The following is a 22,455-nucleotide window of genomic DNA, read 5'->3' on the forward strand; positions in this document are numbered from 1 at the left end:
TGACCTTGTGACCGTGTCCCTGCTTGCCTTCCCTGACCGCCCCCACCTGCCCAGCCTGCTCTCCAGTGAGGTGCTGGACCGCGCCCGCGTGCTCGACACCCTGGTCAACAACCTCGACGGCATGGCCTACCGCTGCGGGCATGACGCTCAGTGGACGATGATTTTCGTCAGCGAGGGGTGCACGGCGCTGAGCGGCTACACGCCGGCCGAGCTGGTGGCCTCGGCCTGCATCTCGTGGGAGCAGCTCACCCACCCGGACGACCGCGCCCGCGTGCGCGCCGCCATCGACGAGGCCGTGCGCACGGGCCGACGCTTTGCCCAGCAGTACCGCATCCTGCCTCGCGAGGGCGAGCCCAAATGGGTGCTGGAGCGCGGCGTACCCGTGGCCGACGAGCAAGGCAGCACGGTGATCGAGGGCTTCATCGAAGACATCACCGAGCAGCGTGCCACGCTGGAAGCCCTGCAGCAGGCCGAGCTGCGCTACCGCAGCATCTTCGAGCACGCCTCCGAAGGCATCTTCCAGACCACCCGCGAGGGCCATTACCTGGCGGCCAACCCCGCGCTGGCGCGCCTGTACGGCTACACCACCCCGCAGGAGCTGATCACCGACCTCTCCGACATCGGGCGGCGCCTGTATGTGCTGCCCGGCCGCCGCGAGGCCTTTCGCCGCATGATGGAAACCCACGGCTCGGTGCGCAACTTCGAGTCCGAGGTGTACCGCAACGACGGCTCGCGCATGTGGATCTCCGAGAACGCCCACATCGTGCGCGGCGCGCAGGGCGAGTTCATCTGCTATGAAGGCACGGTGCAGGACATCTCCGAGCGCCGGCACTACCAGGAGCAGCTGGAGCGCCAGGCCAACCACGACCTGCTCACCGGCCTGCCCAACCGCGTGCTGCTGGGCGACCGGCTCTCGCAAGGCCTGGCACGCGCGCAACGCCTGGGCTATTACCTGGCCGTGGTCTTCATTGACCTGGACCACTTCAAGTTCGTCAACGACAGCCTGGGCCATGCGGCCGGTGACCATCTCCTGCAAGAGGTGGCGCGGCGCCTGAGCGCCTGCCTGCGCCAGTCCGACACGGTGGCACGTTTGGGCGGCGACGAGTTCGTGCTGGTGCTCAACGACCACTACCACGTCAGCACCATCATCTCGCTGCTCGAGCGCGTGCTGCACCAGATCCACCAGCCCATCTCTCTGTGCGGGCGCAGCCTGCAGGTGGGCGCCAGCCTGGGCGTGGCCCTCTACCCCGATGACAGCGAAGATGCGGCCAGCCTGCTGCGCCACGCCGACATCGCCATGTACGCCGCCAAGGACCGCGGCCGCCACAACTTCCAGTTCTTCACGCGCGACCTCAACCGCATGGCCGAAGAGCGCCTGCACCTGGAGGCCGCCTTGCGCGAGGCGCTGGACAGCGATGCCTTGCATGTGCACTACCAGCCCAAGGTCGAACACCGCCGCCGCATCGTCGGCGTGGAGGCCCTGGCGCGCTGGCACCACCCCACCCTGGGCCCCATCGGGCCGGATCGCTTCATCCCCATCGCCGAAGAAACCGGCCTGATCGCCCCGCTGACCACCGTCATCCTGCGCCAGGCCTTTGCCGCGGCCCGGCGCTGGAACGCCCCCGGCGAGCCGCAGTTGAAGGTGGCGGTCAACCTCTCGGCCCGCCTGTTCATGAGCGCCGACATCGTCAGCCACGTGCTGGGGCTGGCGCGCGAGGCCGGCATCGCGCCGCAACTGATCGAGCTGGAGATCACCGAAACCGTCTTCCTGGACCACAGCCAGGGGGCGATCGACAGCCTGCGCGCCTTCAAGCACCACGGCTTCAGCCTGGCGATGGACGACTTCGGCACGGGCTACTCCTCGCTGAGCTACCTGCGCAGTTTTCCGCTGGACATCATCAAGATCGACCGCTCCCTGGTGACCGACATCGAACGCGAGGAGGAAGGCGCCCTGATCGCGCGTGCGGCCATCTCGCTGGGCCAGAGCCTGCGCAAGCGCGTGGTCGCCGAGGGCGTGGAGAACCAGGCGCAGTTCGACTTCCTGCGCTGCCAGGGCTGTGACGAGTTCCAGGGTTACCTGATCTCGCGCCCGGTGACCGAGGCCGCGCTCAGCGAGATGCTGGCGGGTGGCGGCGTGATCGCGCGCAGCCCTCATACCTGAGTGCGGGGCTGTCCGCCCCTTGGCGGGTGCGAGGCTTGGCCGGACAATACCAGCCATCATGAACCGACCGATCCCTGAACTGCTGATGCCCGCCGGCTCGCTCGAAAAGATGCGCGCCGCCTACGACTTTGGTGCCGATGCCGTCTACGCCGGCCAGCCCCGCTACTCCCTGCGTGCGCGCAACAACGAGTTCCGTCTGGAACAGTTGCAGCAAGGCATCCAGGAGGCGCACGCGCGCGGCAAGAAGCTCTATGTCACCAGCAACCTGATCGCGCACAACGACAAGGTGCGCACCTACCTGCGCGACATCGAGCCCGTCATCGCCATGCAGCCCGATGCCCTGATCATGGCCGACCCCGGTCTGATCATGCTGGTGCGGGAAAAGTGGCCCGAGGTGCCCATCCACCTCTCGGTGCAGGCCAACACCACCAATTACGCCACGGTCAAGTTCTGGCAAAAGCTGGGCGTGGAGCGCATCATCCTGTCGCGCGAACTCAGCCTGGACGAGATCGAGAAGATCCGCCAGGAATGCCCCGACATGGAGCTGGAGGTGTTCGTGCACGGCGCCCTGTGCATTGCCTACTCGGGCCGCTGTCTGCTGTCGGGCTACTTCAACCGCCGCGACCCCAACCAGGGCACCTGCACCAACGCCTGCCGCTGGGAGTACAAGACCCACGAGGGCGTGCAGGCCAGCGACACCGGCGAGGTCATCCCCATCCAGCTGGAGGGCGACTTCAACTTCGCCCAAGAGCAGGAAAGCGCCGAGAAAGCGTTTTCCGCGTGTGGCAATGGCCAGCGCCACCCCGCCGCCGACCAGGTCTACCTGCTGGAAGAGGCCGGCCGCCCCGGTGAGCTGATGCCCATCATGGAAGACGAGCACGGCACCTACATCATGAACTCCAAGGACCTGCGCGCCGTCGAGCACGTCGAGCGCCTGGCCAAGATCGGCATCGACTCGCTCAAGGTCGAAGGCCGCACCAAGTCGCTGTACTACGTGGCCCGCGTGGCCCAGGTCTACCGCCGCGCCATCGACGACGCCGTGGCCGGCCGCCCCTTCAACCCCGACCTGCTGTTGCAGCTCGAAGGCATGGCCAACCGCGGCTACACCGGCGGCCTGCTCGAGCGCCGCCCGGCCCAGGACTACCAGAACTACATCACCGGCCACTCGCAGTTCCAGCGCAGCCAGTTCGTGGGCGAGGTGCAGGGCATCGACGGCGGTTGGGCCGAGGTTGTGGTGAAAAACCGCTTCGACGTGGGCGACACGCTGGAGGTCATCCACCCCTCGGGCAATGTCGAGATGGTGCTGGCCGAGATGCGCAACCTCGATGGCGAGCCCATCACCGCCGCGCCGGGCAGCCCGCTGCATGTGCGCGTGCCGCTCGACGAGCGCTACCGTGGCGCCCTGCTGGCGCGCCGCCTGCCCCAGGCCGCCTGAGTCCCGGCAACCCACCATCGGGCCGGTGAGCCGAACGCGCAGGACGCCAGCTCGCCCAAGCGACAGGCCTCATGCCCCTCCTTCTGCGGCCGGAGTGCGGATCAGGTCGCTCATCGCCTGGATCGCCGGCCGCGCCTGCGCAATCGGCAGCAGCGGCCACACGTGGATCATGTCGCGCGCCTCGTGCAGCGTCATCGCCACCCCGGCTGCCTGCGCCCGCGCCAGCAGCCGCCGGCTGGCCGGCCACAGCAGGTCGCGCGTGCCCATGAACACATGGAGTCGTTGCAGGCCCTCCAGCGGGGCGTTGACCGGGCTCAGGTGAGGTGCCGCCGGGTCGTCGCCACCGGCCCACCATTGCGCTGCCGCGGCCATGCCGGGCAGGTCCAGCCACGGATCGGTGGTGGCCAGCGTCGGCAGTTCCGGATCGCTCAAGGCCAGGTCCAGCCAGGGGGAGATCAGGATGAGGTCCCGCACCGCAGGCAGCCCCTGGGCCACAGCCCGCTGCGCGATCACCAGCGCCAGCCCACCGCCCGACGAGTCGCCCATCCACACGCAATGCTCGGCGCCATGCTGCGCCACCTGCTCGGCATACAGCGCGTCCAGCATCGCGAAGGCCGCGGGGTGGGCGTGCTCGGGCGCCAGCGGGTAAAGCGGGACATGCACGGTGCAGCCCACCGCCTCGGCCAATCCCCCCAGTAAGCGCCAGTGATAGGGGCTGATCTGGGTCACATGGCCACCGCCGTGCACATAGGTGAGTTGGGCCGGGTGGCGCACGCTGGGCGGCGTCAGGGTCAGGCAACGGTGGGCGCCGAGGCGCCGGTCCGTGGCCCGAAACCGGCGCGCCACGGCCGCAGGCGGCTCGACCCGTGTCTGTCGGCGGTCGGTCACCACGGCCGCGCGCAAGGCCTCGGCACTGGTGAAGCGGTGCCGGCGCCCCATCAGGCGCAAAGCCAGCAGCACCACGGGCAGGGGCCAGGTCCAAGTCGGGCGGGCAGCAAGGTCAGACCAGGGCACGGTCAAGGGGGCACTTCCAGAAGGTCAAAACACCCACTTTGGCATCCCACCGGGCGGGCGTCCACTGGGATGTTCCCCGGCGCCCCACGGGCCGTGACCAGCCCGTTCGGGGGCCATGGCTGGCTGAAATCGCCCAGACCGGCGACAATAGACCCTTTCGTCTCACTGCGTCCGACCCATGTCCTCGACTCCTTCGGCTCCTGCCGATTCAGCTGCCGCTCAGGCCGCCACCGAAGCCCAAGCCCCTGCCACCACCGCGGTCGATGCCACCGCGGTGCCAGCCGCGCCTGCGCCGGTGACGTCTGCCGAGCCTGCCTCCGAGGTGGTCGAGGCAGCCCCCGATGCCCCCGAGGCCACAGAAGCACCGGCCGACGCGGCCACAGCCGAAGCCCCCGCCGCCAAGGCCGACATCTCGCCCGCCGCCACCGGCGCGCGCCTGGCCGAGCTGTTCCCCGCCCTGTTCAAGGGTCCGGCCAAGCCGTTCAAGCTGCGCATCCAGGTCGACATCCAGGAGCGTGCTCCGGGCGAGTTCAGCAAGCAGGCCCTGTCGGCCTTCTTCCGTCGCCACACGGGCACCACGTCTTACCTGACGGCGGTCTCCCAAGGCACCCAGCGTTTCGATCTGGACGGCCAGCCGGCTGGCGAGCTGACCGAAGAGCACCGTCAGGTGGCCACCGAGGAGCTGACGCGCCGCCGTGCCCTCACCAAGGCCCGTCGCGAAGAAGCCATCCAGGCCCAGCGTGACGCCCACCGCGAAGCGCGCAAGCAAGAACGTGCCGCCCAGCAGCAAGACCAGCAGGCCCATCAAGAGCGGCGCAACCGCGCTCAGCTGCTGCGCGATTTCGACACCACCCGCCTGACGGCCGCCAACTTCTGCGCCTTGAAGGGCATTGCCCCCGACGCGCTCGAAGCCATCCTGGCCCAGGCCCGCGAGGAAGCCAAGCAAGACGCCCTGCGTCCACGCCCGGAAGGCCGTCGCGATCACCGCGATGCCCCGCGTGGCGAACACCGTGGCGGCCCGCGTGAAGGGCAAGGTCGTGGTCCCCGTGCCCCGGGTGCCGAGGGTGCCCCGCGCGAAGGCCGTGGTCCTCGCCGTGACGGTGGACGTGAAGGTGGTGGTCGCGAAGGCGGCCGTCCGGACAACCGCCCCCCGCGCAAGACCTCGTGAGCGGAGCGCCCATGGCTGCGGACCGCGATGTGACCGAGTTCAACGCGCCGCACCTGGCGCGCTTTGCCGACCTGCTGCGCCAGGCCGAGGCCAGCGGCCACCTGCAACAGCTGGTGCTGGTGGCCTACCAGGGTGGCGTGCCCGACATCGACGAGCTGGGGGCGAACCTGCAGCGTGTGATGGTGCGCCCGGTACGGCTGCGCGATCAGCCGCATCTGAGCTTCTTGCTGCGTTTCCCCACCAAGGACATCACCAAGAACCTGCCCGTGCCCGACGCCCTGGCGCTGTTGGCCGGCTGGCTCGGGCAAGGTGCCTTTCGCAACGCCCACCTGCACACCCCCACCGAGGAGGTGCAACTGGCCTTCAGCAAAAAGGGCAAGGCCAGCGTGCGCGTGGGCAAGCCCTCGAACGCCGAGGCCACCCGCCCGGCCGAGTCGGGGGCGCCCGGCACACCAGCGGCCGTCGCCGCCCCCACGCCGCTCACCAGCGGCCACAACCGCGACAAACACCGTTTCCTCGACCAGTCGCGCCCTTTCCTGCGGGAGCTGGGCGTCACCGATGCGCAGGGGCAGGTCATCCCCGCCATGTCGCGCAAGTGGAAGCAGATCAACAAGTTCATCGAGGTCTTCGCCGCCGCGCTGGCGCGTTCGCCCCTGGGCCAGCCCCCGCGTGACCAGGAACCCATCCACGTGGTGGACTTCGGCTCGGGCAAGGGCTACCTGACCTTTGCCATCCACGACTGGCTTCGCCACACGATGCACCGCGATGCCCGCGTCACCGGCGTGGAGCTGCGCGACGATCTGGTCAAGCTGTGTCAGCGCGTCATCGGCAAGCTCAAGCTCGAAGGCATGGACTACGAGCAGGGTGATGTGCGTGACTACCACCCGGCTGCGCTCAACGTCATGATCGCGCTGCACGCCTGCGACGTGGCCACCGACTATGCCATCCACCTGGGCATCCGCGCCGGGGCCGACATCATCCTGTGCTCGCCCTGCTGCCACAAGCAGATCCGCCCCCAGCTGCTCAGCCCGCACCCGCTGCGCCCGATCTTGCAGCACGGCATCCACCTGGGCCAGGAAGCCGAGATGCTCACCGACGGCCTGCGCGCCCTGCTGCTCGATGCCGCCGGTTACGACACCCAGGTCTTCGAGTTCATCTCGCTGGAGCACACCAACAAGAACAAGATGATCCTGGCGGTCAAACGCGCCAAGGCCACCTCGTCCGAAGAAGTCGTGCGCCAGATCCAGGACATCAAGGCCTTCTACGGCATCCAGGAGCAGTGCCTGGAGCAGCTGCTGCGGGCCGATGGCCTGCTGCCGGCCTGAGCGCGGTCGCGCCCCCCGCTTTCTCGATGGCGCTGCTCCCATGCCCATACTTCGACCTGTGATCCCGGCTACGCCCCCCTCGACCACCGAGGGGGTGCCTGCCTTGGCGCTGCCTGCGTCGGGCGTTTCCCAGCCAGGCACGGCCTCCCGCGGCCAGCCGGCCGACCCACAAAAATTCAAGGTGACGGTGGGCCCCAGCACCATCGACGGCCAGGGCGCTTTTGCGGGTGAAGCCATCCCGGCGCGCCGCAAGATTGGTGAAATGCGCGGCGAGTTCGTGGACCTGGCCGAAGCCCGTCGCCGCGCGCGTCTGGCGGAGAAGACCTCGGGCCGCATCTTCATGGTGGCGATTTCCGACAAGCGCGCGGTGGATGCCACCGCCTCCACCGATCCGCTGCGCTTCGCCAACCATTCCTGCCTGCCCAATATGGTGCTGAAGGTGCAGCAAGGCCGGGTGGCCTTCTACGCCCTGCGGGACATCGACGCGGGCGAAGAGCTCACCGCGCGCTACGGCGAAACCCACCACGCCGGACGGCTCACCTGCCGGTGCGGCGCCCCAGGCTGCCAAGGCCGGCTCTGAGCGGGCCCGTTTCGACCGGCATACAGCAGATCGGCTTGACGCCCGCCTTGGCCTTCAGCGCGGCCGCGCTGCCTGGGCCTGAGCCTGGAAAAACGCCCAGGCCTGCGCATTGGCCGAGAGGGCTTGCGAAGGCGGCGGCTTGCGACCCAGCCGGGCGCCCGGCGAACCCGGCCACGCATGGCCGCCGCTGGTGGTGACGCACAACTTCACTTCGGCACCGCCCTCGCAGCCCGTGTGGCTCTCACAGTAGGCGCCGGCCACCTCCAGTGTGCGGCGTGCGGTGGGGGCGCAATGCTGACGCGCCACCCAGCGCGACACGGTGGTCGGCACCGACACGAAGTCCATCACCTGGCGGGCGTCCCGAAAGGCATCGGGGCCTGCCCCGCCGTCAAAGCGCACATGCGTGTCGTCGCGGGCATGGATATGAAGGATGCCCACCGGCTGGGTGGGCCGACACTGGGACACCGCCTCGGTGCCGGCGACCGCGGCAATGGCCCGGAAGGCGTCCGACATCTCGCAGGCCAGCCGGTAGCTCATCATCGCCCCATTGGACATGCCCATGGCAAAGGTGCGCTGGGGCGTGATCGGGATCTGCCGCCCGAGTTGCTGCAGCAGGGCGCGCACGAAGCCCACGTCATCGATCTGCCGGTCACGGGCGTCGCCGCAGCAGTCGCCGGCGTTCCAGGTCGCCAGCTTGCCGCGCGGAAAACGACTGTAGCCGCTGGGGAACACGATGACAAAGTTCTCCCGATCGGCCAGGGAGATGAGACCGTAGCGTGCGTCATCGGCCATGTAGGCCGCATCGCCCGCGCCCCCGTGGAAGGCCAGCACCACCGCCGTGGGTGCACCGGGGCGAAAGCCCGGCGGCAAGTGAACGAGCGCGTGGCGCGTGAGCCCATCGTGCCGCAACTCGACGCGGTGGGTGCCCGGCGCGGTCAAGGCCGGCAAGGGGGCCGGATGCTCACGCTGCGCCTGAAGGCGGGCACGCCAGCCCGTGACGTCGGACGCGACGGCGCCGGGGCTGAGTCCCAGGCATCCGATCCAGGCCAGCAGCAGGGGTACGACCATCTGGCATCGCATGGGCAGGTCCTTGTGCTCGCGGGCCTGCGGCCATGCGGGCATGAAAAAGCCTCCCGAAGGAGGCTGGCATTCGCGGATGCGAAGAAGCGATCCAGCGTGATCAGCTCAGCGCGCTCAGCTCTTCGTTGACCTTGGCCAGCAGGTCTTCGGTGATCAGACCGCCAGAGAACTTGGCGACCATCGACAGCGCGAAACCCTTGCCCATCGCGATTTGCGGGTGAGTGGAGATGCCGGGCAGGTGCTTTTCCAGGATGGCCTTGGTGGTTTCGTTGTCCAGCAGGTCGCCGAGTTTGGATTCAATCGAGAAGCTCATTGCGTGTCTCACAAAGAAAAATGATGAAGGGCGCCTCAGATGGGTCAAAAGGCGACCAGAACGGGCACATGGACAAGCATACATGCTCTGGAAGCGTCTTGACGTATAGGTAAGGTTTACCCCCCCCTGGTTTGCGGTGGCACCACACCGCAGTAGCACAAAACCACAGCCATTTTTGCCCCGAATCAGGGCGGGTTCTGTGTTAACCGCCGTCAGTTATCCCCACAAAAGTGCGAACGGGTGACGTGAACGCTGGGGCGCGTCAAGATGCCTCATGAATCACGTAGTTGCGTCGTAACCCATTGATTCATATTGCATATCAGGTTTTGATGCAAGTTGCGGCAGCCGGGCCGAAGGGCAGATCTGACAAGCACTTGGCGCACCTGTGCAAGGTTTGCCCACAAAGTTATCCACAGATTTTGTGGGCAAGTGGGAGGCGCTTATGAATCAAGGACTTACACCGCCCTTGTCGAGTGGCACTTTGGGTGTTTCCGGCAAGTGAGGAAGGCTGCGCGTCACGCTGTCCGACTCCCCCAAGGTGATCCGCCATGCGAGCACGGGTGACCGACGCAGTCCGGTGTGCCAACAACTGGGACAATCCCGGGTTTTGCACAAATCGAACAAAGTTATCCCCATCCTGAGGGCTGGCTGTGAGCGGACATCCGGACACCCTCTTCACTGCGTGAAAAAAATGCGACACCCATCTAAGTTATTGATTCATATGAACAACCCGGCTTGGTGCACAACAGGGGGTGCATGCACGTCACGCCCCGTTATGAGGCACCCGGGACTGTGGTAGGTCTGAATTCCCCACAAAGTTATCCACAACTCGAGGGCAAGCGTCCCAACCCCATGAAGAATCAAGCACTTGCGGTCGCAAGTTCAGGCATCTGTCAGAATCTCAGGCACCTTGACGCCCCTCATGCCTGCCTCCGCCCCCTCTGACCGTCCTCCTCTGTGCCGCCTGGGCGTGGTCGTGGAGGCCCCCCAGCACGCGGGGCTGTGGGGGCCCTTGGACTATCTGTGCGATCGGCCTTTGCCGGCGGGCACCCTGGTGCGCGTGCCCTTCGGACGGCGGGTGGTCACCGGGGTGGTGTGGTGGGGTGCCGACGAGGTGGCGCCCGAGGCCACGGTGGACCCGGCCCAGCTCAAGGAAGTGGCCGAGGTGCTCGACGGCTTGCCGCCGCTGCCACCCGCCTGGCGCCAACTGGTGCGCTTTGCGGCTGCGTATTACCAGCGCAGCTTGGGCGAAATGGCCTTGATGGTGCTGCCGCCCGAGCTGCGTCAGCTGGATGCGACCCAGTGGGAGCGTCGCCTCAAGCGTCTGGACAAGGCGGTGACGCCTCCGCCGGCCAAGCCCAAGCGGGCTCGCGCCAAGGCGGCCAGCGCGTCTGAGCCGAGCGCGTCATCGGTTGGGGCAGATGAGGCCACGTCGCCTGCGCTGGCGACCGTACCTGAGCCCCTGCCAACGCCCATGCTCCCGACCTTGACCGCCGAGCAGGAGGTCGTGCTCGCGCGCCTGGCCGAGGGCGGCGACCAGCCTTATCTGCTGTGGGGCAGCACCGGCAGCGGCAAGACCGAGGTCTACCTGCGCCAAGCGCAACGGGCGCTGGATGCGGGCCAGCAGGTGCTGATGATGGTGCCCGAGATCAACCTCACGCCCCAGCTGGAAACGCGCGTGGCCGAACGCTTTGCAGGCCGGCGCATCGTTTCCCTGCACAGCGGCCTGACGCCGGCGCAGCGCCTGCGCAACTGGCTGATGGCGCACACGGGCCGTGCGGACCTGATCCTGGGCACGCGCCTGTCGGTGTTCACGCCGCTGCCACGCCTGGGCCTCATCGTGGTCGACGAAGAACACGACCCCAGCTACAAGCAGCAAGACGGCGCCCGCTACTCCGCCCGCGACCTGGCCATCTACCGCGCCAAGCAGGAGCGGGTGCCCATCATCCTGGGCTCGGCCACGCCCAGCCTGGAGAGCTGGTACAACGCGCTGCCCGTGGCCGAAGGCGGCGCCGGCCGCTACGTGCGCCTGGTCATGCCGTCGCGCATCGGCGCGGGCGACATGCCCCAGGTGCGCCTGCTCGACCAGTCGCGCCTGCTGCGCCCCACCATGGGCCAGGACCAGCCCCCGTTTGCGCGTGAGCTGCTTGCGGCCATCACCCAGCGCGTCGAGCGCGGCGAGCAAAGCCTGGTGCTGCTCAACCGCCGGGGGTACGCGCCGGTGCTCCATTGCAGCGACTGTGGCTGGAAGAGCGGCTGCCCGCACTGCAGCGCCTGGCGCGTCTTTCACAAGGCCGACCGCACCCTGCGCTGCCACCACTGCGGGTTTTCCGAGCGTGTGCCACGGGCCTGCCCGGACTGCGGCAACCAGGACATCGCCCCCGTGGGCCGGGGCACCGAGCGCCTGGAAGAGCAACTGGCCGAGGCGCTGCCTGGCGCCCGCGTGGGCCGCATCGATGCCGATGTGACCCGCCACAAGGGCGCGCTCGAAGAACAACTGGCCAGCGTGCACGCCGGGGAGGTGGACGTGCTGGTGGGCACCCAGATGGTGGCCAAAGGGCACGATTTCCGGCGCATCACCCTGGTGGCGGCGATCAACCCCGATGCCGCCTTGTTTGCCAGCGACTTCCGCGCCGCTGAGCGTCAGTTTGCTTTGCTGCTGCAGGCCGCAGGCCGGGCCGGGCGCGATGCCAAGGTGGCCGGCCACAGCGAGATGTGGGTGCAGACCTGGCACCCCATGCACCCGCTTTACCAGGCGCTGCGCAAATACGACTTTGCCGACTTTGCCGCGCAGCAGCTCAAGGAGCGCGAGATGGCGGGCCTGCCGCCCTTTGCCCACCTGGCCATGCTGCGCGCCGAGGGCAAGACGCAGGAAGCCACCCAGGCCTTTCTGGAGGCGGCTGCGCAGGCCGTGATGGCCGAAGCCCAGGCCGTGGGCGTCACCCTCTATCCGGCGGTGCCCACACCCGTGCAGCGCGTGGCCAATGTCGAACGGGCGCAGTTGATGATCGAAAGCGCTCAGCGCATGCCCTTGCAGCGCTTTTTATCGGCCGCGCAAACCACCTGGTTCATGCTGGCGCAACAGCACCGCCGCAGCGGGCTGATCCGCTGGGCGGTGGACGTCGATCCGCTGTCGATCTGACGCAGCACCGGCCCGCATCGCGACCAAGTCAACCGCGTCAAGCGTTCAGGCGCCTCCGGCGATCAGCCGATCAGCGCTTCCAGCCCTTCGCACAGCTCGGCCAGGGGCGGCATCTCCTTGAGCAACACATCGGTGGACAGCCCCAAGGCCGCACACACGTCGGCCGGCACCTGAGCGGCCAGTGCCGCGGCATCCAGGTGCTGGACCTCAGCCCGGGCACGCCAGGCAGCCAGGTGCAGCACGCCAGCCACCGGGTCGAACTTGGGCTGGGCCAGCGGCGCCGGGAACTGGCGGATGGCCTCGACGAAGGACAGCGGGAAGCGCCACTGGCGCGCCAGCTCCGACCCCACGGTGGCGAAGTGGTAGCCAAAGGTGCGTTCTTCCAGCGCCAGGCGGTCATCGTCCATCGGCGAGGACTGCTGGTCGAGCTGCAGCATTGCCGCGGGCATACCGGCGTGCATCACCAGCTCACCGATGGCGTGCATCAGGCCCACGGTGAACGCCTGGTCGCGGTTGACACGCACCTGCTGCGCCACCCAACCCGACACCGCGGCCGCGTGCATGCTGTAGCGCCAGAACTGGTTCAGGTCCAGCCCCGGCATGGACTTGTAGCCCCCCGTCAGCCCCGAGCTGATCACCAGGGTGCGCACGGTCACGAAGCCCAGCATCGCGATCGATTCGGGCACCGTGCCGATGGTGCGCGACACATGGTAGTAGGCGGAGTTGGCCAGGCGCAGCAGCCGCGCCGACAGCACCGGGTCGGCGGCCAGCTTGCGGGCGATCTCGTCGATCGAAACGTCCTGGTTGTTGAAACTGTCGATCAGTTCGTGGACGATCTTGGGGACGGCAGGCAGGGCCTGGGGTTGTTGGAACAGTTCGTCGAGCTGCATGGAGGTCGGTCGCCTGGGGCAAAGGCGCAGTAAGGTGTCGGGGTGGCGGTGCCGGTTCGCAGCCCACGGTCGCAGAGGACGCGAGTGCTGTTGCCCTCACATTGGAGCACGAGCCCCGCCGCTTTGCGCATCAAACAGGAGACTGGATCATGCTTGATTTCCCGTATTTTCCGACGCGCGTTCGCCGAGGCGCCATGCGCGCGGTGGCGTGGGGGCTGAGCGCCAGCCTGTTGAGCCTCACGCTGCCCGGGCAGGCCCAGGGCATCGACCCCGGCCTGCCGCTGCGCAACCTGGTCGTCGAGTGGCGCATCGAGGGCCAGGGGCAGATCCGCGACAGCGGTGGCGGCGTGCGTCAGGGCCGCGTCATCATCGACAGCCAGCACGGCGTGGTGGCCCAGGGCGATGTGCGCGTGGGCACTTGGCAGACCGAGTCCCAGACCCATTCGGTGCAGCAGGTGCAGGTGCTCAATGGCGGCCGCGCGCGCCTGTTCGTGGGACGCAGCCAACCCTACACGGTCTGGCAGTGGGCGTATGCGCCCGTGCAGAGGCCCCAAGCGCGGCCTCCCGGCCCGGGTGCCTACGCGCCACCGGTGCAGGCCTGGGGCCAGACCGCCTGGCTGGACCTGGGGCAAGGTCTGAACGTGCGCCCACGCTGGCCAGGCGGGCAGGCCCCGGTGACGGTCGAGCTCGAAGCCAGCGCCAGCGCGCAGCCGGCTTATGAGCCTGATGGTCAGATCCGCCACAGCGAGGTGGCCAGCACGGTGGCGGTGCCTCTGGGAGAATGGACCGTGGTGGCCCGCAGTGGTCGCCGTGCGCAAGCCACGCGCAGCGGCACGCTGTCCACCGACACGATTGACGACACCCAGTCCGAGCAGCTCGCCATCCGCATCAGCGCGCCCTGACCTCGCCATGGACCGCGCACGCCCCCCCGCACCGACCTGACACCCCACAAGCCGAGCTCATCGGCAGGAGACCCCGACATGGCTGACGACAAGCCCTTGCCCTTTGCCGCCCACACCCAGGCCTTGATGGACAACATCCGCCGCGCGGGTTTCCCGCCGATCAGCCAGCAACCGGTGGAGATGGCGCGCAGGGCCTATGCGGCTGGCGTGGGGGCCATGGCGCACCCGCCGGTGCCCCTGCCCCGCGTCGAGCCCTTCACGATTCCCGGGCCGGCGGGCGACATCCCGGCGCGCCTGTGGGCCAGCACGCACGACAAGGACCTGCCGGTGTTCCTGTACCTGCACGGTGGCGGCTTTGTCGTGGGCGGCATCGACACCTGCGCAGCCATGTGCAGCCAGGTGGCCCACCAGAGCGGTGCGGCCGTGGTGGCCATCGACTACCGCCTGGCGCCCGAGCACAAATACCCCGCCGGCCTGGAAGACTGCATGGCGGCCCTGCGCTGGCTGGTCGAGCACGGCCACACCCAACACCTCGACGCGAGCCGCATGGCGGTGGGCGGAGACAGCGCCGGCGGCACGCTGGCGGCCATCCTGGCGGTACTGGCACGCGATGCCGACATCCCGCTCAAGCTGCAGGCGCTGTTCTACCCGTCGGTGCAGGTGGGCGTGCGCACCGAGTCCTTCATGACCTACGGGCGTGCCACCTTCTTGAATGCCGAGCTGATGAAGTGGTTTGAAAACCATGCCCAGGGCGGTCACCTCAGCGAGCGCTGGCACCGCGAGCCCCTGCATGCGCCCGACCACCGGGGCGTGGCACCGGCCTGGATCGGGCTGGCCCAGTGCGACCCGCTGACCGACGATGGCTACCTGTACGCCGACAAGCTGCGCGCTGCCGGTGTGCCGGTGGAGCTGCAGGTGTGGCCCGGCGTGATCCACGACTTCATCAACATGGGCCGCTTCCTGCCCGAGGCCGCCCAGGCGCACACGGCGCTGGCCGAGGCGCTCAAGAAGGCCTTGAGCGCCTGAGCTTGAGGCCCAGGCACGCAGCCGGGGCTGCAGTCGGCGCAGGTGGGTGTCAGCGTGGGAGTGGGTTGCCTGCCGCGCTGACCGTCGTGCCGGCTGGGCCAGCGCCCTGCGGCCACAGCACCCACATCGCCAGGCTCTGCTTGGTGCGGCCCGCCATGGCCAGGGCCTCATCGCCCCAGCCCCAGAAGTAATCGGCGCGCACGGCGCCCAGGATGGCCCCGCCCGTGTCCTGCGCCATCACCAGACGCTGCAAGGGTGAGGCTGGCGGTGGATTGCCGCTGGCGGACCACGCTTGGGGCACGGTACTGTCCAACCACACGGGCGTGCCCAGCGGCACGCTGTCGCGGTCCACGGCAATCGAGCGGCCCGGCGTCAGCGGCACGCCTTGGGCGCCGCTGGGCCCCACGGTCGGGTCCGGCAAAGGCTCTTCGCGGAAGAAGACGACGCGCGGGTTGGCATGCATCATCTCGTCGACCCGGGCCGGGTTGGCCGTGGCCCAGGTGCGGATGGCCGGCCACGAGGCCTGCTCCAGCGTGAACGCGCCCTGGTCCACCAGCCAGCGAGCCACCGACACATAGGGCTGGTCGTTGTGGCCGCCAAAGGCCAGGCGCACCACCTTGGGCTGGCCCTGCGCGTCGCGCTCGTCTTGCAGGCGGATGCGGCCGGAGCCTTGCACCTGGATCAGCAGCACGTCCAGCGGATCGGCCAGGTAGACCAGCTCGCGCCCGGCCAGCGCGGCGCGGCCTTCGGGCGTGCGCTCCAGTTCATTGCGGCTGAAAAAGGGCTTGCGCGTGCCCAGACCTTGCGGCGCGCGGTGCAGCGGGTGGCGGAAACGCGCATCGGCCACGCGGCGCCCGTCCAGCAGGGGCTCGAAGTAACCCGTCAGCAGGCCGGATGGCCGGCCGTCAGGCGCACTCACCCGCCAGGGCTGCAGGCGGCTTTGCACCCACTGGCGCACGAAGCCATCTTGCACCTGGGTGCCCCATTGGGGGCCCAGCTTGCGCACCTCGGCGCACACAGAGGCCCAGGCGGCTGAGGGCTTCACGCAGCCCCGCCACAGCGCCGGCCACCACTCCTGCACCGGGTCCCGCTCCCAGCCGGGCAGGTCGGCCCAGGTGGCGGCGGTCCAGGTGGCCTTGGGACGCTGCCAGGTCACGGGCGCCGAACCCGGGGCGCCGGGGGTCATGCCAGGCGCCGCTACCGGGGCTGGGGTCTCACGGGGCGTGGGAGACAGCAGGCTGCAGCCCATCAGGCTGCCTACAATCAGAGCCGGGATGGCCCATCGCAACTTGGAAAACGGACGAACGATCATGTGGTTGATTGTGCTGGAAGCCGCTGCTGCCCTGGCCGTGCTGGTGGGCCTGGTCTGGTGGACGATGTTTTCAGGGCGCCGCCAAGGCGAGCTGCCCGATCAGGACGAGGACCGCGGCGGCAACAAGAAGCTCAAAGGTTGACGCCACATGCGGCGGCGGATGGCCTGCCACAAGCGGGCCCGGTCGCCCAGACGCACGCCGCGTGAGCGCACCGCCACGCGCAGCGCCAGCGCGAAACTCACGCCCACATTGAGCATGCCTGTCAACGGCACGGCCGCCACGCACCACCACAGTTGCGGGTTGTGCACGGCATCCCAGCCCAGGGCCACGGCCGCCGCAGCCGTTTGCCCGGCCGACAGGGTGACGTGACGGATGTCCAGCGGCAGGGCCAGGAAGCTGGCCACCACCGGCACCACGCCCAGCATGAAGCCCAGCGAGATGTTGGCCGCCAGGCCGGAGATGTTCTCGCGCCACCACACTGCCCAGCGGGCGGCGCGCTGCGCGCCCAGTCGGGCGCGGATGCGCGGGTTCCAGCGCAGGGCGCTGTCCAGGCGGTGCAGCACGAACCAGTTCTCCACCCAGCCGGCGATGATGCTGGAGGCAAACAGCAGCACCCCGGTGAAGGCCGCATACCAGAGCGTCGGGCCCAGCAGGGTCATGCTCTCGAGCACATGGTGGGCCTTCTCGGCCGAGATGAGGGGCGCACCAAAAGCCCACAGCGAAGCCACTTGCACGGCCAGCACCAAGGGCGCCACCACCAGCAGGTTGCCCACGATGCCGGCCACCTGGGAGCGAATCAGGTGGGCCACCTCGTCAACGAAAGCCTCCACACCGGCCTCGCTGCGGGTGTCCTCCAACTTGGCGGCCATGGCCGGCGCGGTCATCGCCGGCTGCTTGGTGGCCACCGTGAAGTGCAGCCACTGCACCACCACAAAACTGGTCGCGTAGTTCAGGCCGGCGGCCATGCCGCCCCAGAAAGGCGGCAACCCCAAGCCCAGCATCAGAAACTTCATGAAGGTGGTCACCGCCATCACCGCCCCCCCGCCGGCGGCACTGCGCAGCATCGCGCGGTATTCGCCGCGCGTGCGGGTGATGTAGTGCTCGCCCGTTTCGGCGCTGCGCTCGGCCACCTTGCGCGCCAGCATCGAGTAATGCTGGGTGAACAGGGCGCGCACGCTGCGGCGCTCCTCGCTCACCTGCAGCAACTCGATCAAAAAGCGCCGCAGCACCGGGCCGGGCTTGGGGCTCAGCACGGCTTCCAGCAGGCGCTCCATGCGCCGGCAACGCTCGCACAGCTGGTCAATCTGAAAGACCAGGTCCATCGAAATGCCGTGCTCTTCCAGGTGCCCGTGCAAACCACGCGCGGCGCTGGCACAGGTGTCCAGCAGGGCGCGCAGGTACTGGGCCTCGTGCAGCAAGGCCGCCGAGGGCGGGGCATCGGGTCCGGCTTCCTCGGCGTGGGCCAAGGCCAGCTCATGCACCCGCTCGGTCGTTTGCGACAGGTGGCGGAAGGCATGCCGGGCAGTGGCCTCGTTGGAGCGCCCCTCCGCCTGCGCCATCTTGGTGTCAAAGTCCACGTCCACCCGCACGCCCATGCGCGAGCGAAACGCCGGCGAGAAGCCCGCCGCGCGGATCTGCGTGGCCAGATAGAGCATCGCGTCGTGGAAGGGCTCGCGCCAGCCCAGCGGACAGGCCGCACCGTTGCAGCGCGCCGGATCCAACTCGTGCATGGCATCGGCCCACAGCGTGCCGATGGCGTTGAGCGTGGGCTCGTCCAGATCGGCCAGCCATTGCGCGTCGGCCGGGTCATCGAACAGCAGGTTGAACAGCGTGCCCAGGTCGTCCGTGTCCGGGCTCAAAGGCAGCATGCGACGACGCAGGCGCTCGCCCAGCTCATTCAGAAAGGACGTGCGCGGCGAAAAGCCGAAATCGGCCAGCAACGCGGCCACGTCCCCATCGCGCCAGATGCTGGCCAGCATGCTGACCACGCGGGCACGGCGCGCCGGGTCTTGCTGAAGCACGGCCACCAGCGCACGGGTGCCCGGCAAAGGCTCGGCCCGCCGCACCCAGCCGAGCACGCGGATCAACCACAGGTGCCGCACGGCCTGGGGCGCTGCAGGATCGGCCCCGTCCAGCAGCGCCAAAAGTTCAATGTCTTGTCCGGGGCGGGACCACCAAGGGCCCCGTCGCCACCATTGCGTGATGCGGGAAAGCCTCTTCATCGATCAGTGCAGGGATTGCTGGCGCGCCAGCGTGAAGGCCGGAATCGGCGCCTCGAACGCTTCGGCGGTGTCGGTCATGCAAAAGTAGGTGCCCTGCATCAGGCCGTGGGGCGTGTCCAAGCGCGTCCAGCTCGTGTACTCGAAGCGCTCGCCAGGTTTGAGCAAGGGCTGCTGGCCCACCACGCCCAGGCCGCGCACCTCTTCGGTGCGGCCCGTGGCATCGGTGATCACCCAGTGGCGGCCGATCAACTGCGCCGGCACCTCGCCACTGTTGACGATGGTCACCGTGTAGGCAAAGGCGTACTCGTGTCGCACGGGGTTGCTCTGGTCCTCCAGGTACTGGGGAACCACGGCGCAGGTGAATTGGGCTTTGCTCATGCAGCCCATTCTAGGCAATCCCTTTTCATGGGCTCTGTGAGATACCCTGGCAAACCCTGGGGCTGTCTTTCTACAATGGCGTACCCCTCCACCGAAAGACCCTTCCATGTCGCGCACCTTCCGCATCGCTCCCAGCATCCTCTCCGCCGATTTCGCCCGCCTGGGCGAAGAGGTTCGCAACGTGATCGATGCGGGCGCCGACTGGATCCACTTCGACGTGATGGACAACCATTACGTGCCCAACCTCACCTTCGGGCCCATGATCTGCGAAGCCTTGCGCAAGCACAGCGTCAAGGCCGACGGCACGGCCGTGCCCATCGACGTGCACCTGATGGTGCAACCCGTGGACGCCCTGGCCCAGGCCTTTGCCAAGGCCGGCGCCGACATCGTCACCTTCCACCCCGATGCCTCCACCCACGTGGACCGCACCCTTCAGCTCATCAAGGCCGAGGGCTGCCAGGCGGGCCTGGTGTTCAACCCCGCCGCCTCGGTGGAGGTGCTGGAGTACGTCATCGACAAGGTCGACGTGGTGCTGTTGATGAGCGTGAACCCCGGTTTCGGTGGGCAGAGCTTCATCGACAGCACCTTGCGCAAGGCCGAGAAAGTGCGCAAGATCATCGACGCCTCCGGCCGCGACATCCGCCTGGAGATCGACGGGGGCGTGAAGGTGGACAACATCCGCCGCATCGCCGATGCGGGCGCCGACACCTTCGTGGCGGGCAGCGCGATTTTTGGCAAGCCGGACTACAAGGCGGTGATCGACGCGATGCGCGCCGAGCTGGCGAAGTAAGCCTTCGGCCGGGGCGTGCGCTCAAGCTATCCTTGCCGCCATGCCCAGCTACCCCCGCCCCCTCACCTCCCGCCTGCCCCAGGTCGGCACCACTATCTTCTCGGTGATGTCGGCCCTGGCGCAGCAACACGGCGCGCTCAACCTGTCGCAAGGCTTCCCGGACTTTGACGCGCCCGCCGACTTGCTGACCCTGCTCGACCAGCACGCCCGCGCCGGCCACAACCAGTACGCCCCCATGACGGGTGTGCCGGTGCTGCGCGAGGCCATTGCGGCCAAAGTGAGCACGTTGTACGGCGCGCAATACGACGTCGATGCCGAGATCACCATCACCGCTGGGGCCACACAGGCCATCTTCACCGCCGTGGCCGCCCTGGTGCATCCGGGCGACGAGGTCATCGTGTTCACCCCGGTGTACGACAGCTATGCACCCTCGGTCGAACTACAGGGTGGCAAGGTCGTGTACGTCCACCTGACCCTGCCTGACTACCGCCCTGATTGGGACGAGGTCACCCGCCTGATCACGCCGCGCACGCGCATGATCATCCTCAACTCGCCACACAACCCCACCGGCACGGTGTGGACGGCCGAGGACATGGCCCGGCTCGAAGCGCTGGTGAAAGACACCGACATCGTGCTGCTGAGCGATGAGGTCTACGAGCACATGGTCTTCGACCAGGCGCGCCATGAAAGCGTGCTGCGCTACCCCGGCCTGGCCGAGCGCAGCGTGGTGGTATCGAGCTTCGGCAAGACGTACCACATCACCGGCTGGAAAGTGGCCTACTGCCTGGCCCCGCGCGAGCTGATGGCCGAGTTCCGCAAGGCGCACCAGTTCATCGTCTTCACCGTGCACGCGCCTTCGCAGTACGCCCTGGCCGACTTCATGAAGCGCCCCGGCTGGTACGAGCAGCTCAAGGCGCTGTACCAAGGCAAGCGCGACATTTTCCGGCAGGCCCTGGCAGGCTCACGCTTTGAGCTGCTGCCATGTGAGGGCACCTACTTTCAGTGCGTCAAGTACGGCGCCATCAGCGACGAGGGCGACCGCGCCTTTGTCGAACGCCTCACGCGCGAACACGGCGTGGCGGCGATCCCCGTGTCGGCCTTCTACCCTGATGGCGAAGACCATGGCGTGATCCGCTTTTGCTTTGCCAAATCGGCGGCAACGCTGGAGCAGGCGCTGGAGCGCTTGATCAAGCTTTAAGGGCTTGGGCGCTCGGATGGCGCTGCAAGGTGGGGCTGCCGCTTGCGTTGATGCCAGGCCTCAGCGCGCGAACAACCGGGCCGCATGCAGGCCCAGCCCCGTGGCCACCGAGGCCATCCGGTCGCCGCGTGCCGCCCGGGCACCCGGGAAAGCCGCTTCCAACTGATCGGTCAGCAGTTTCAGGCCAGTCGAGCCTCCGGTGAAATACAGGGCGCTGATGTCGCTGAGCTGGATGCCAGCCTGGGCGACCGTCTCGTGCGCGCAGGTCACGATGCGGGCCAAGTCGTCGTGCAAGGCGGCTTCGGCCTGCGCACCGGTCAGCGGGCTGCGCAGGCCAGCTTCGATCAGGCTCAGGTCGATGTCGGTGTCGCCGCCTTCGGCCACCGCGATCTTGGCCGCTTCAGCGCGCCCCACCAGGGCGTGGCCCAGGCGCTCGCGCACCACTTTCATCAGGCGCTGGTGGTGCACCGGGTTGCCGTAGAAGTCGGCCATGCTGCGCAGCTCGGCCATGCGCTGGGGCTGGTACACCGTGTTGATCAGGTGCCAGGTCGTCAGGTCAAAGTAGACACGGCTGGGCACCGGACGCGGAGGCTGCCCTTGGATGCTCGGCCCGAACTCGCCATAGCCCAGCGGCGGCATCACGCTGGCCAGCGACAGGCGGCGGTCAAAGTCGGTACCGGCGACGTGCACACCGTGGTTGGCCAGGATGTCGTCGCGGCGATCCAGGCGGGGCGCACGCTGCGGCCCCACCCGCACCACCGAAAAGTCCGAGGTGCCGCCACCGATGTCGGCCACCAGCACCAGCTCTTCCTTCTGCGCGTGCTGCTCGTAGTCGAAGGCCGCCGCGATCGGCTCGAACTGAAACGCCACGTCGGTGAAGCCCACGGCCCGCGCCGCAGCTTCCAGCGAGGCCTGCGCCGCCGCATCCCGCGCGGGGTCGTCGTCCACGAAAAACACCGGGCGGCCCATCACCACCTGGGTCAAGGGCTGGCCGCCAGCCTTCTCGGCCAGACTGCGCAGGTGGCGCAGGTAGCCGGTGATGATGTCCAGGTACTTCACGCCCAGGCCATTGCCCACTTCGGTGGTCTGGTCGACCAGGGCGGTGCCCAGGATGCTCTTCATCGAGCGCATCAGGCGCCCCTCGTAGCCCTCGATGTAGGCCTGCACGGCGGCGCGCCCGAAGGTGCGCGGCAGGCTGTCGTCGAGGTGGGTGCCGCGCCAGGTGCCGGGGGGCAGGTCGTCGGCGTCGGTGCAATAGAACACCGCCGTCGGCATGGTCAGGTGTTCACCTTCCAGCGGCACCAGGCGCATCCCCGGCCCCTCGGTCGGCGCGCGCGGGATGGCGATGGCCGAGTTGGAGGTGCCGAAGTCGATGGCGCAGTAAGACATGGTGCAGGCCCGGGCGGGCAAAGAAACAGCGAGGCGGGCGATTGTAGGCGCCCTCGTCCTGGCACGTGCCGCAAGGTGGAAACGCCCCAGCGCGTAACGCTTGATTGCAATTTCCCCCCGCAGGCGGGG

19 protein-coding genes are annotated in these 22,455 nt (G+C 68.3%); 11 read left to right on the forward strand and 8 right to left on the reverse strand.

The features are described 5' to 3' along the window. Window positions 1-13 precede the first annotated feature (13 nt). Together AC3WW4_RS00640 and trhP are read left to right on the forward strand one after the other, a co-directional pair. Entirely contained in the window at window positions 14-2,161 is a 2,148-nt protein-coding gene (locus AC3WW4_RS00640; RefSeq protein ID WP_488826407.1) for a sensor domain-containing protein, read from the forward strand. A gap of 58 nt (window positions 2,162-2,219) precedes the next feature. Then, a complete protein-coding gene (trhP, locus tag AC3WW4_RS00645; protein ID WP_488826408.1) occupies window positions 2,220-3,596 on the forward strand; it encodes a prephenate-dependent tRNA uridine(34) hydroxylase TrhP in 1,377 nt (458 codons plus the stop codon). Between the two features lie 69 nt (window positions 3,597-3,665). Here the strand turns inward: trhP and AC3WW4_RS00650 are convergent, their stop codons facing one another. Next, window positions 3,666-4,610 carry an alpha/beta hydrolase fold domain-containing protein gene (locus AC3WW4_RS00650; RefSeq protein WP_488826409.1) on the reverse strand — a complete coding sequence of 315 codons (945 nt, stop codon included), beginning with the start codon at window positions 4,608-4,610 and terminating at the stop codon, window positions 3,666-3,668. Window positions 4,611-4,788: 178 nt separating this feature from the next. On the opposite strand from AC3WW4_RS00650, the gene AC3WW4_RS00655 reads away from it, so the two are divergent. From AC3WW4_RS00655 to AC3WW4_RS00665, 3 genes are read left to right on the forward strand one after another with little or no spacing between them, the layout of a single operon-like run. Next, entirely contained in the window at window positions 4,789-5,778 is a 990-nt protein-coding gene (locus AC3WW4_RS00655) for a ProQ/FINO family protein (RefSeq protein WP_488826410.1), read from the forward strand. Window positions 5,779-5,789: 11 nt separating this feature from the next. Next, complete coding sequence (locus AC3WW4_RS00660; RefSeq protein ID WP_488826411.1) at window positions 5,790-7,103, forward strand: class I SAM-dependent methyltransferase; 1,314 nt, start codon at window positions 5,790-5,792, stop codon at window positions 7,101-7,103. A 40-nt stretch (window positions 7,104-7,143) separates the two neighbouring features. Continuing rightward, a complete protein-coding gene (locus tag AC3WW4_RS00665) occupies window positions 7,144-7,683 on the forward strand; it encodes an SET domain-containing protein (RefSeq protein ID WP_488826412.1) in 540 nt (179 codons plus the stop codon). Between the two features lie 54 nt (window positions 7,684-7,737). Here the strand turns inward: AC3WW4_RS00665 and AC3WW4_RS00670 are convergent, their stop codons facing one another. Next, window positions 7,738-8,805 carry a CE1 family esterase gene (locus AC3WW4_RS00670; protein WP_488826413.1) on the reverse strand — a complete coding sequence of 356 codons (1,068 nt, stop codon included), beginning with the start codon at window positions 8,803-8,805 and terminating at the stop codon, window positions 7,738-7,740. A gap of 58 nt (window positions 8,806-8,863) precedes the next feature. Beyond that, window positions 8,864-9,076: a hypothetical protein gene (locus tag AC3WW4_RS00675; RefSeq protein ID WP_488826414.1), complete on the reverse strand. Its 213-nt coding sequence runs from the start codon at window positions 9,074-9,076 to the stop codon at window positions 8,864-8,866. Window positions 9,077-9,998: 922 nt separating this feature from the next. Between AC3WW4_RS00675 and priA the strand changes: the two genes are divergently transcribed. After that, complete coding sequence (priA, locus tag AC3WW4_RS00680; protein ID WP_488826415.1) at window positions 9,999-12,218, forward strand: replication restart helicase PriA; 2,220 nt, start codon at window positions 9,999-10,001, stop codon at window positions 12,216-12,218. A gap of 62 nt (window positions 12,219-12,280) precedes the next feature. Here the strand turns inward: priA and AC3WW4_RS00685 are convergent, their stop codons facing one another. Continuing rightward, on the reverse strand, window positions 12,281-13,108 hold the full coding sequence (locus tag AC3WW4_RS00685; protein WP_488826416.1) for an HDOD domain-containing protein: 828 nt from the start codon (window positions 13,106-13,108) through the stop codon (window positions 12,281-12,283). Window positions 13,109-13,257: 149 nt separating this feature from the next. Here AC3WW4_RS00685 and AC3WW4_RS00690 point away from each other — a divergent pair, with 149 nt between their 5' ends. Beyond that, window positions 13,258-14,010, forward strand: a complete 753-nt coding sequence (locus tag AC3WW4_RS00690; protein ID WP_488826417.1) for a hypothetical protein — start codon at window positions 13,258-13,260, stop codon at window positions 14,008-14,010. A gap of 78 nt (window positions 14,011-14,088) precedes the next feature. Further along, the gene (locus tag AC3WW4_RS00695) at window positions 14,089-15,036 is read left to right on the forward strand and encodes an alpha/beta hydrolase (protein ID WP_488826418.1); all 948 of its coding nucleotides are present in this window, start codon (window positions 14,089-14,091) and stop codon (window positions 15,034-15,036) included. A 49-nt stretch (window positions 15,037-15,085) separates the two neighbouring features. Here the strand turns inward: AC3WW4_RS00695 and mltA are convergent, their stop codons facing one another. Beyond that, window positions 15,086-16,222 carry a murein transglycosylase A gene (gene mltA / locus AC3WW4_RS00700; RefSeq protein ID WP_488826419.1) on the reverse strand — a complete coding sequence of 379 codons (1,137 nt, stop codon included), beginning with the start codon at window positions 16,220-16,222 and terminating at the stop codon, window positions 15,086-15,088. A 124-nt stretch (window positions 16,223-16,346) separates the two neighbouring features. On the opposite strand from mltA, the gene AC3WW4_RS00705 reads away from it, so the two are divergent. Beyond that, window positions 16,347-16,490 (forward strand): hypothetical protein, encoded by a 144-nt coding sequence (locus AC3WW4_RS00705; RefSeq protein WP_488826420.1) that lies wholly within the window; start codon window positions 16,347-16,349, stop codon window positions 16,488-16,490. On the opposite strand, the gene AC3WW4_RS00710 is transcribed toward AC3WW4_RS00705, so the two are convergent. Together AC3WW4_RS00710 and apaG are read right to left on the reverse strand one after the other, a co-directional pair. Further along, window positions 16,448-18,571 (reverse strand): site-specific recombinase, encoded by a 2,124-nt coding sequence (locus AC3WW4_RS00710; protein ID WP_488826421.1) that lies wholly within the window; start codon window positions 18,569-18,571, stop codon window positions 16,448-16,450. The two genes, AC3WW4_RS00705 and AC3WW4_RS00710, sit on opposite strands and share 43 nt — an antisense overlap. Before the next feature lie 3 nt (window positions 18,572-18,574). Further along, entirely contained in the window at window positions 18,575-18,949 is a 375-nt protein-coding gene (gene apaG, locus AC3WW4_RS00715) for a Co2+/Mg2+ efflux protein ApaG (protein ID WP_488826422.1), read from the reverse strand. Window positions 18,950-19,055: 106 nt separating this feature from the next. Between apaG and rpe the strand changes: the two genes are divergently transcribed. Continuing rightward, complete coding sequence (gene rpe, locus AC3WW4_RS00720; RefSeq protein ID WP_428021510.1) at window positions 19,056-19,739, forward strand: ribulose-phosphate 3-epimerase; 684 nt, start codon at window positions 19,056-19,058, stop codon at window positions 19,737-19,739. Window positions 19,740-19,779: 40 nt separating this feature from the next. Next, window positions 19,780-20,937 (forward strand): pyridoxal phosphate-dependent aminotransferase, encoded by a 1,158-nt coding sequence (locus AC3WW4_RS00725; RefSeq protein WP_488826423.1) that lies wholly within the window; start codon window positions 19,780-19,782, stop codon window positions 20,935-20,937. 60 nt (window positions 20,938-20,997) lie between these two features. On the opposite strand, the gene AC3WW4_RS00730 is transcribed toward AC3WW4_RS00725, so the two are convergent. After that, complete coding sequence (locus tag AC3WW4_RS00730; RefSeq protein WP_488826424.1) at window positions 20,998-22,326, reverse strand: Hsp70 family protein; 1,329 nt, start codon at window positions 22,324-22,326, stop codon at window positions 20,998-21,000. Window positions 22,327-22,455: the final 129 nt, after the last annotated feature.

The organism is Aquabacterium sp. TM01 (genome assembly GCF_057808345.1).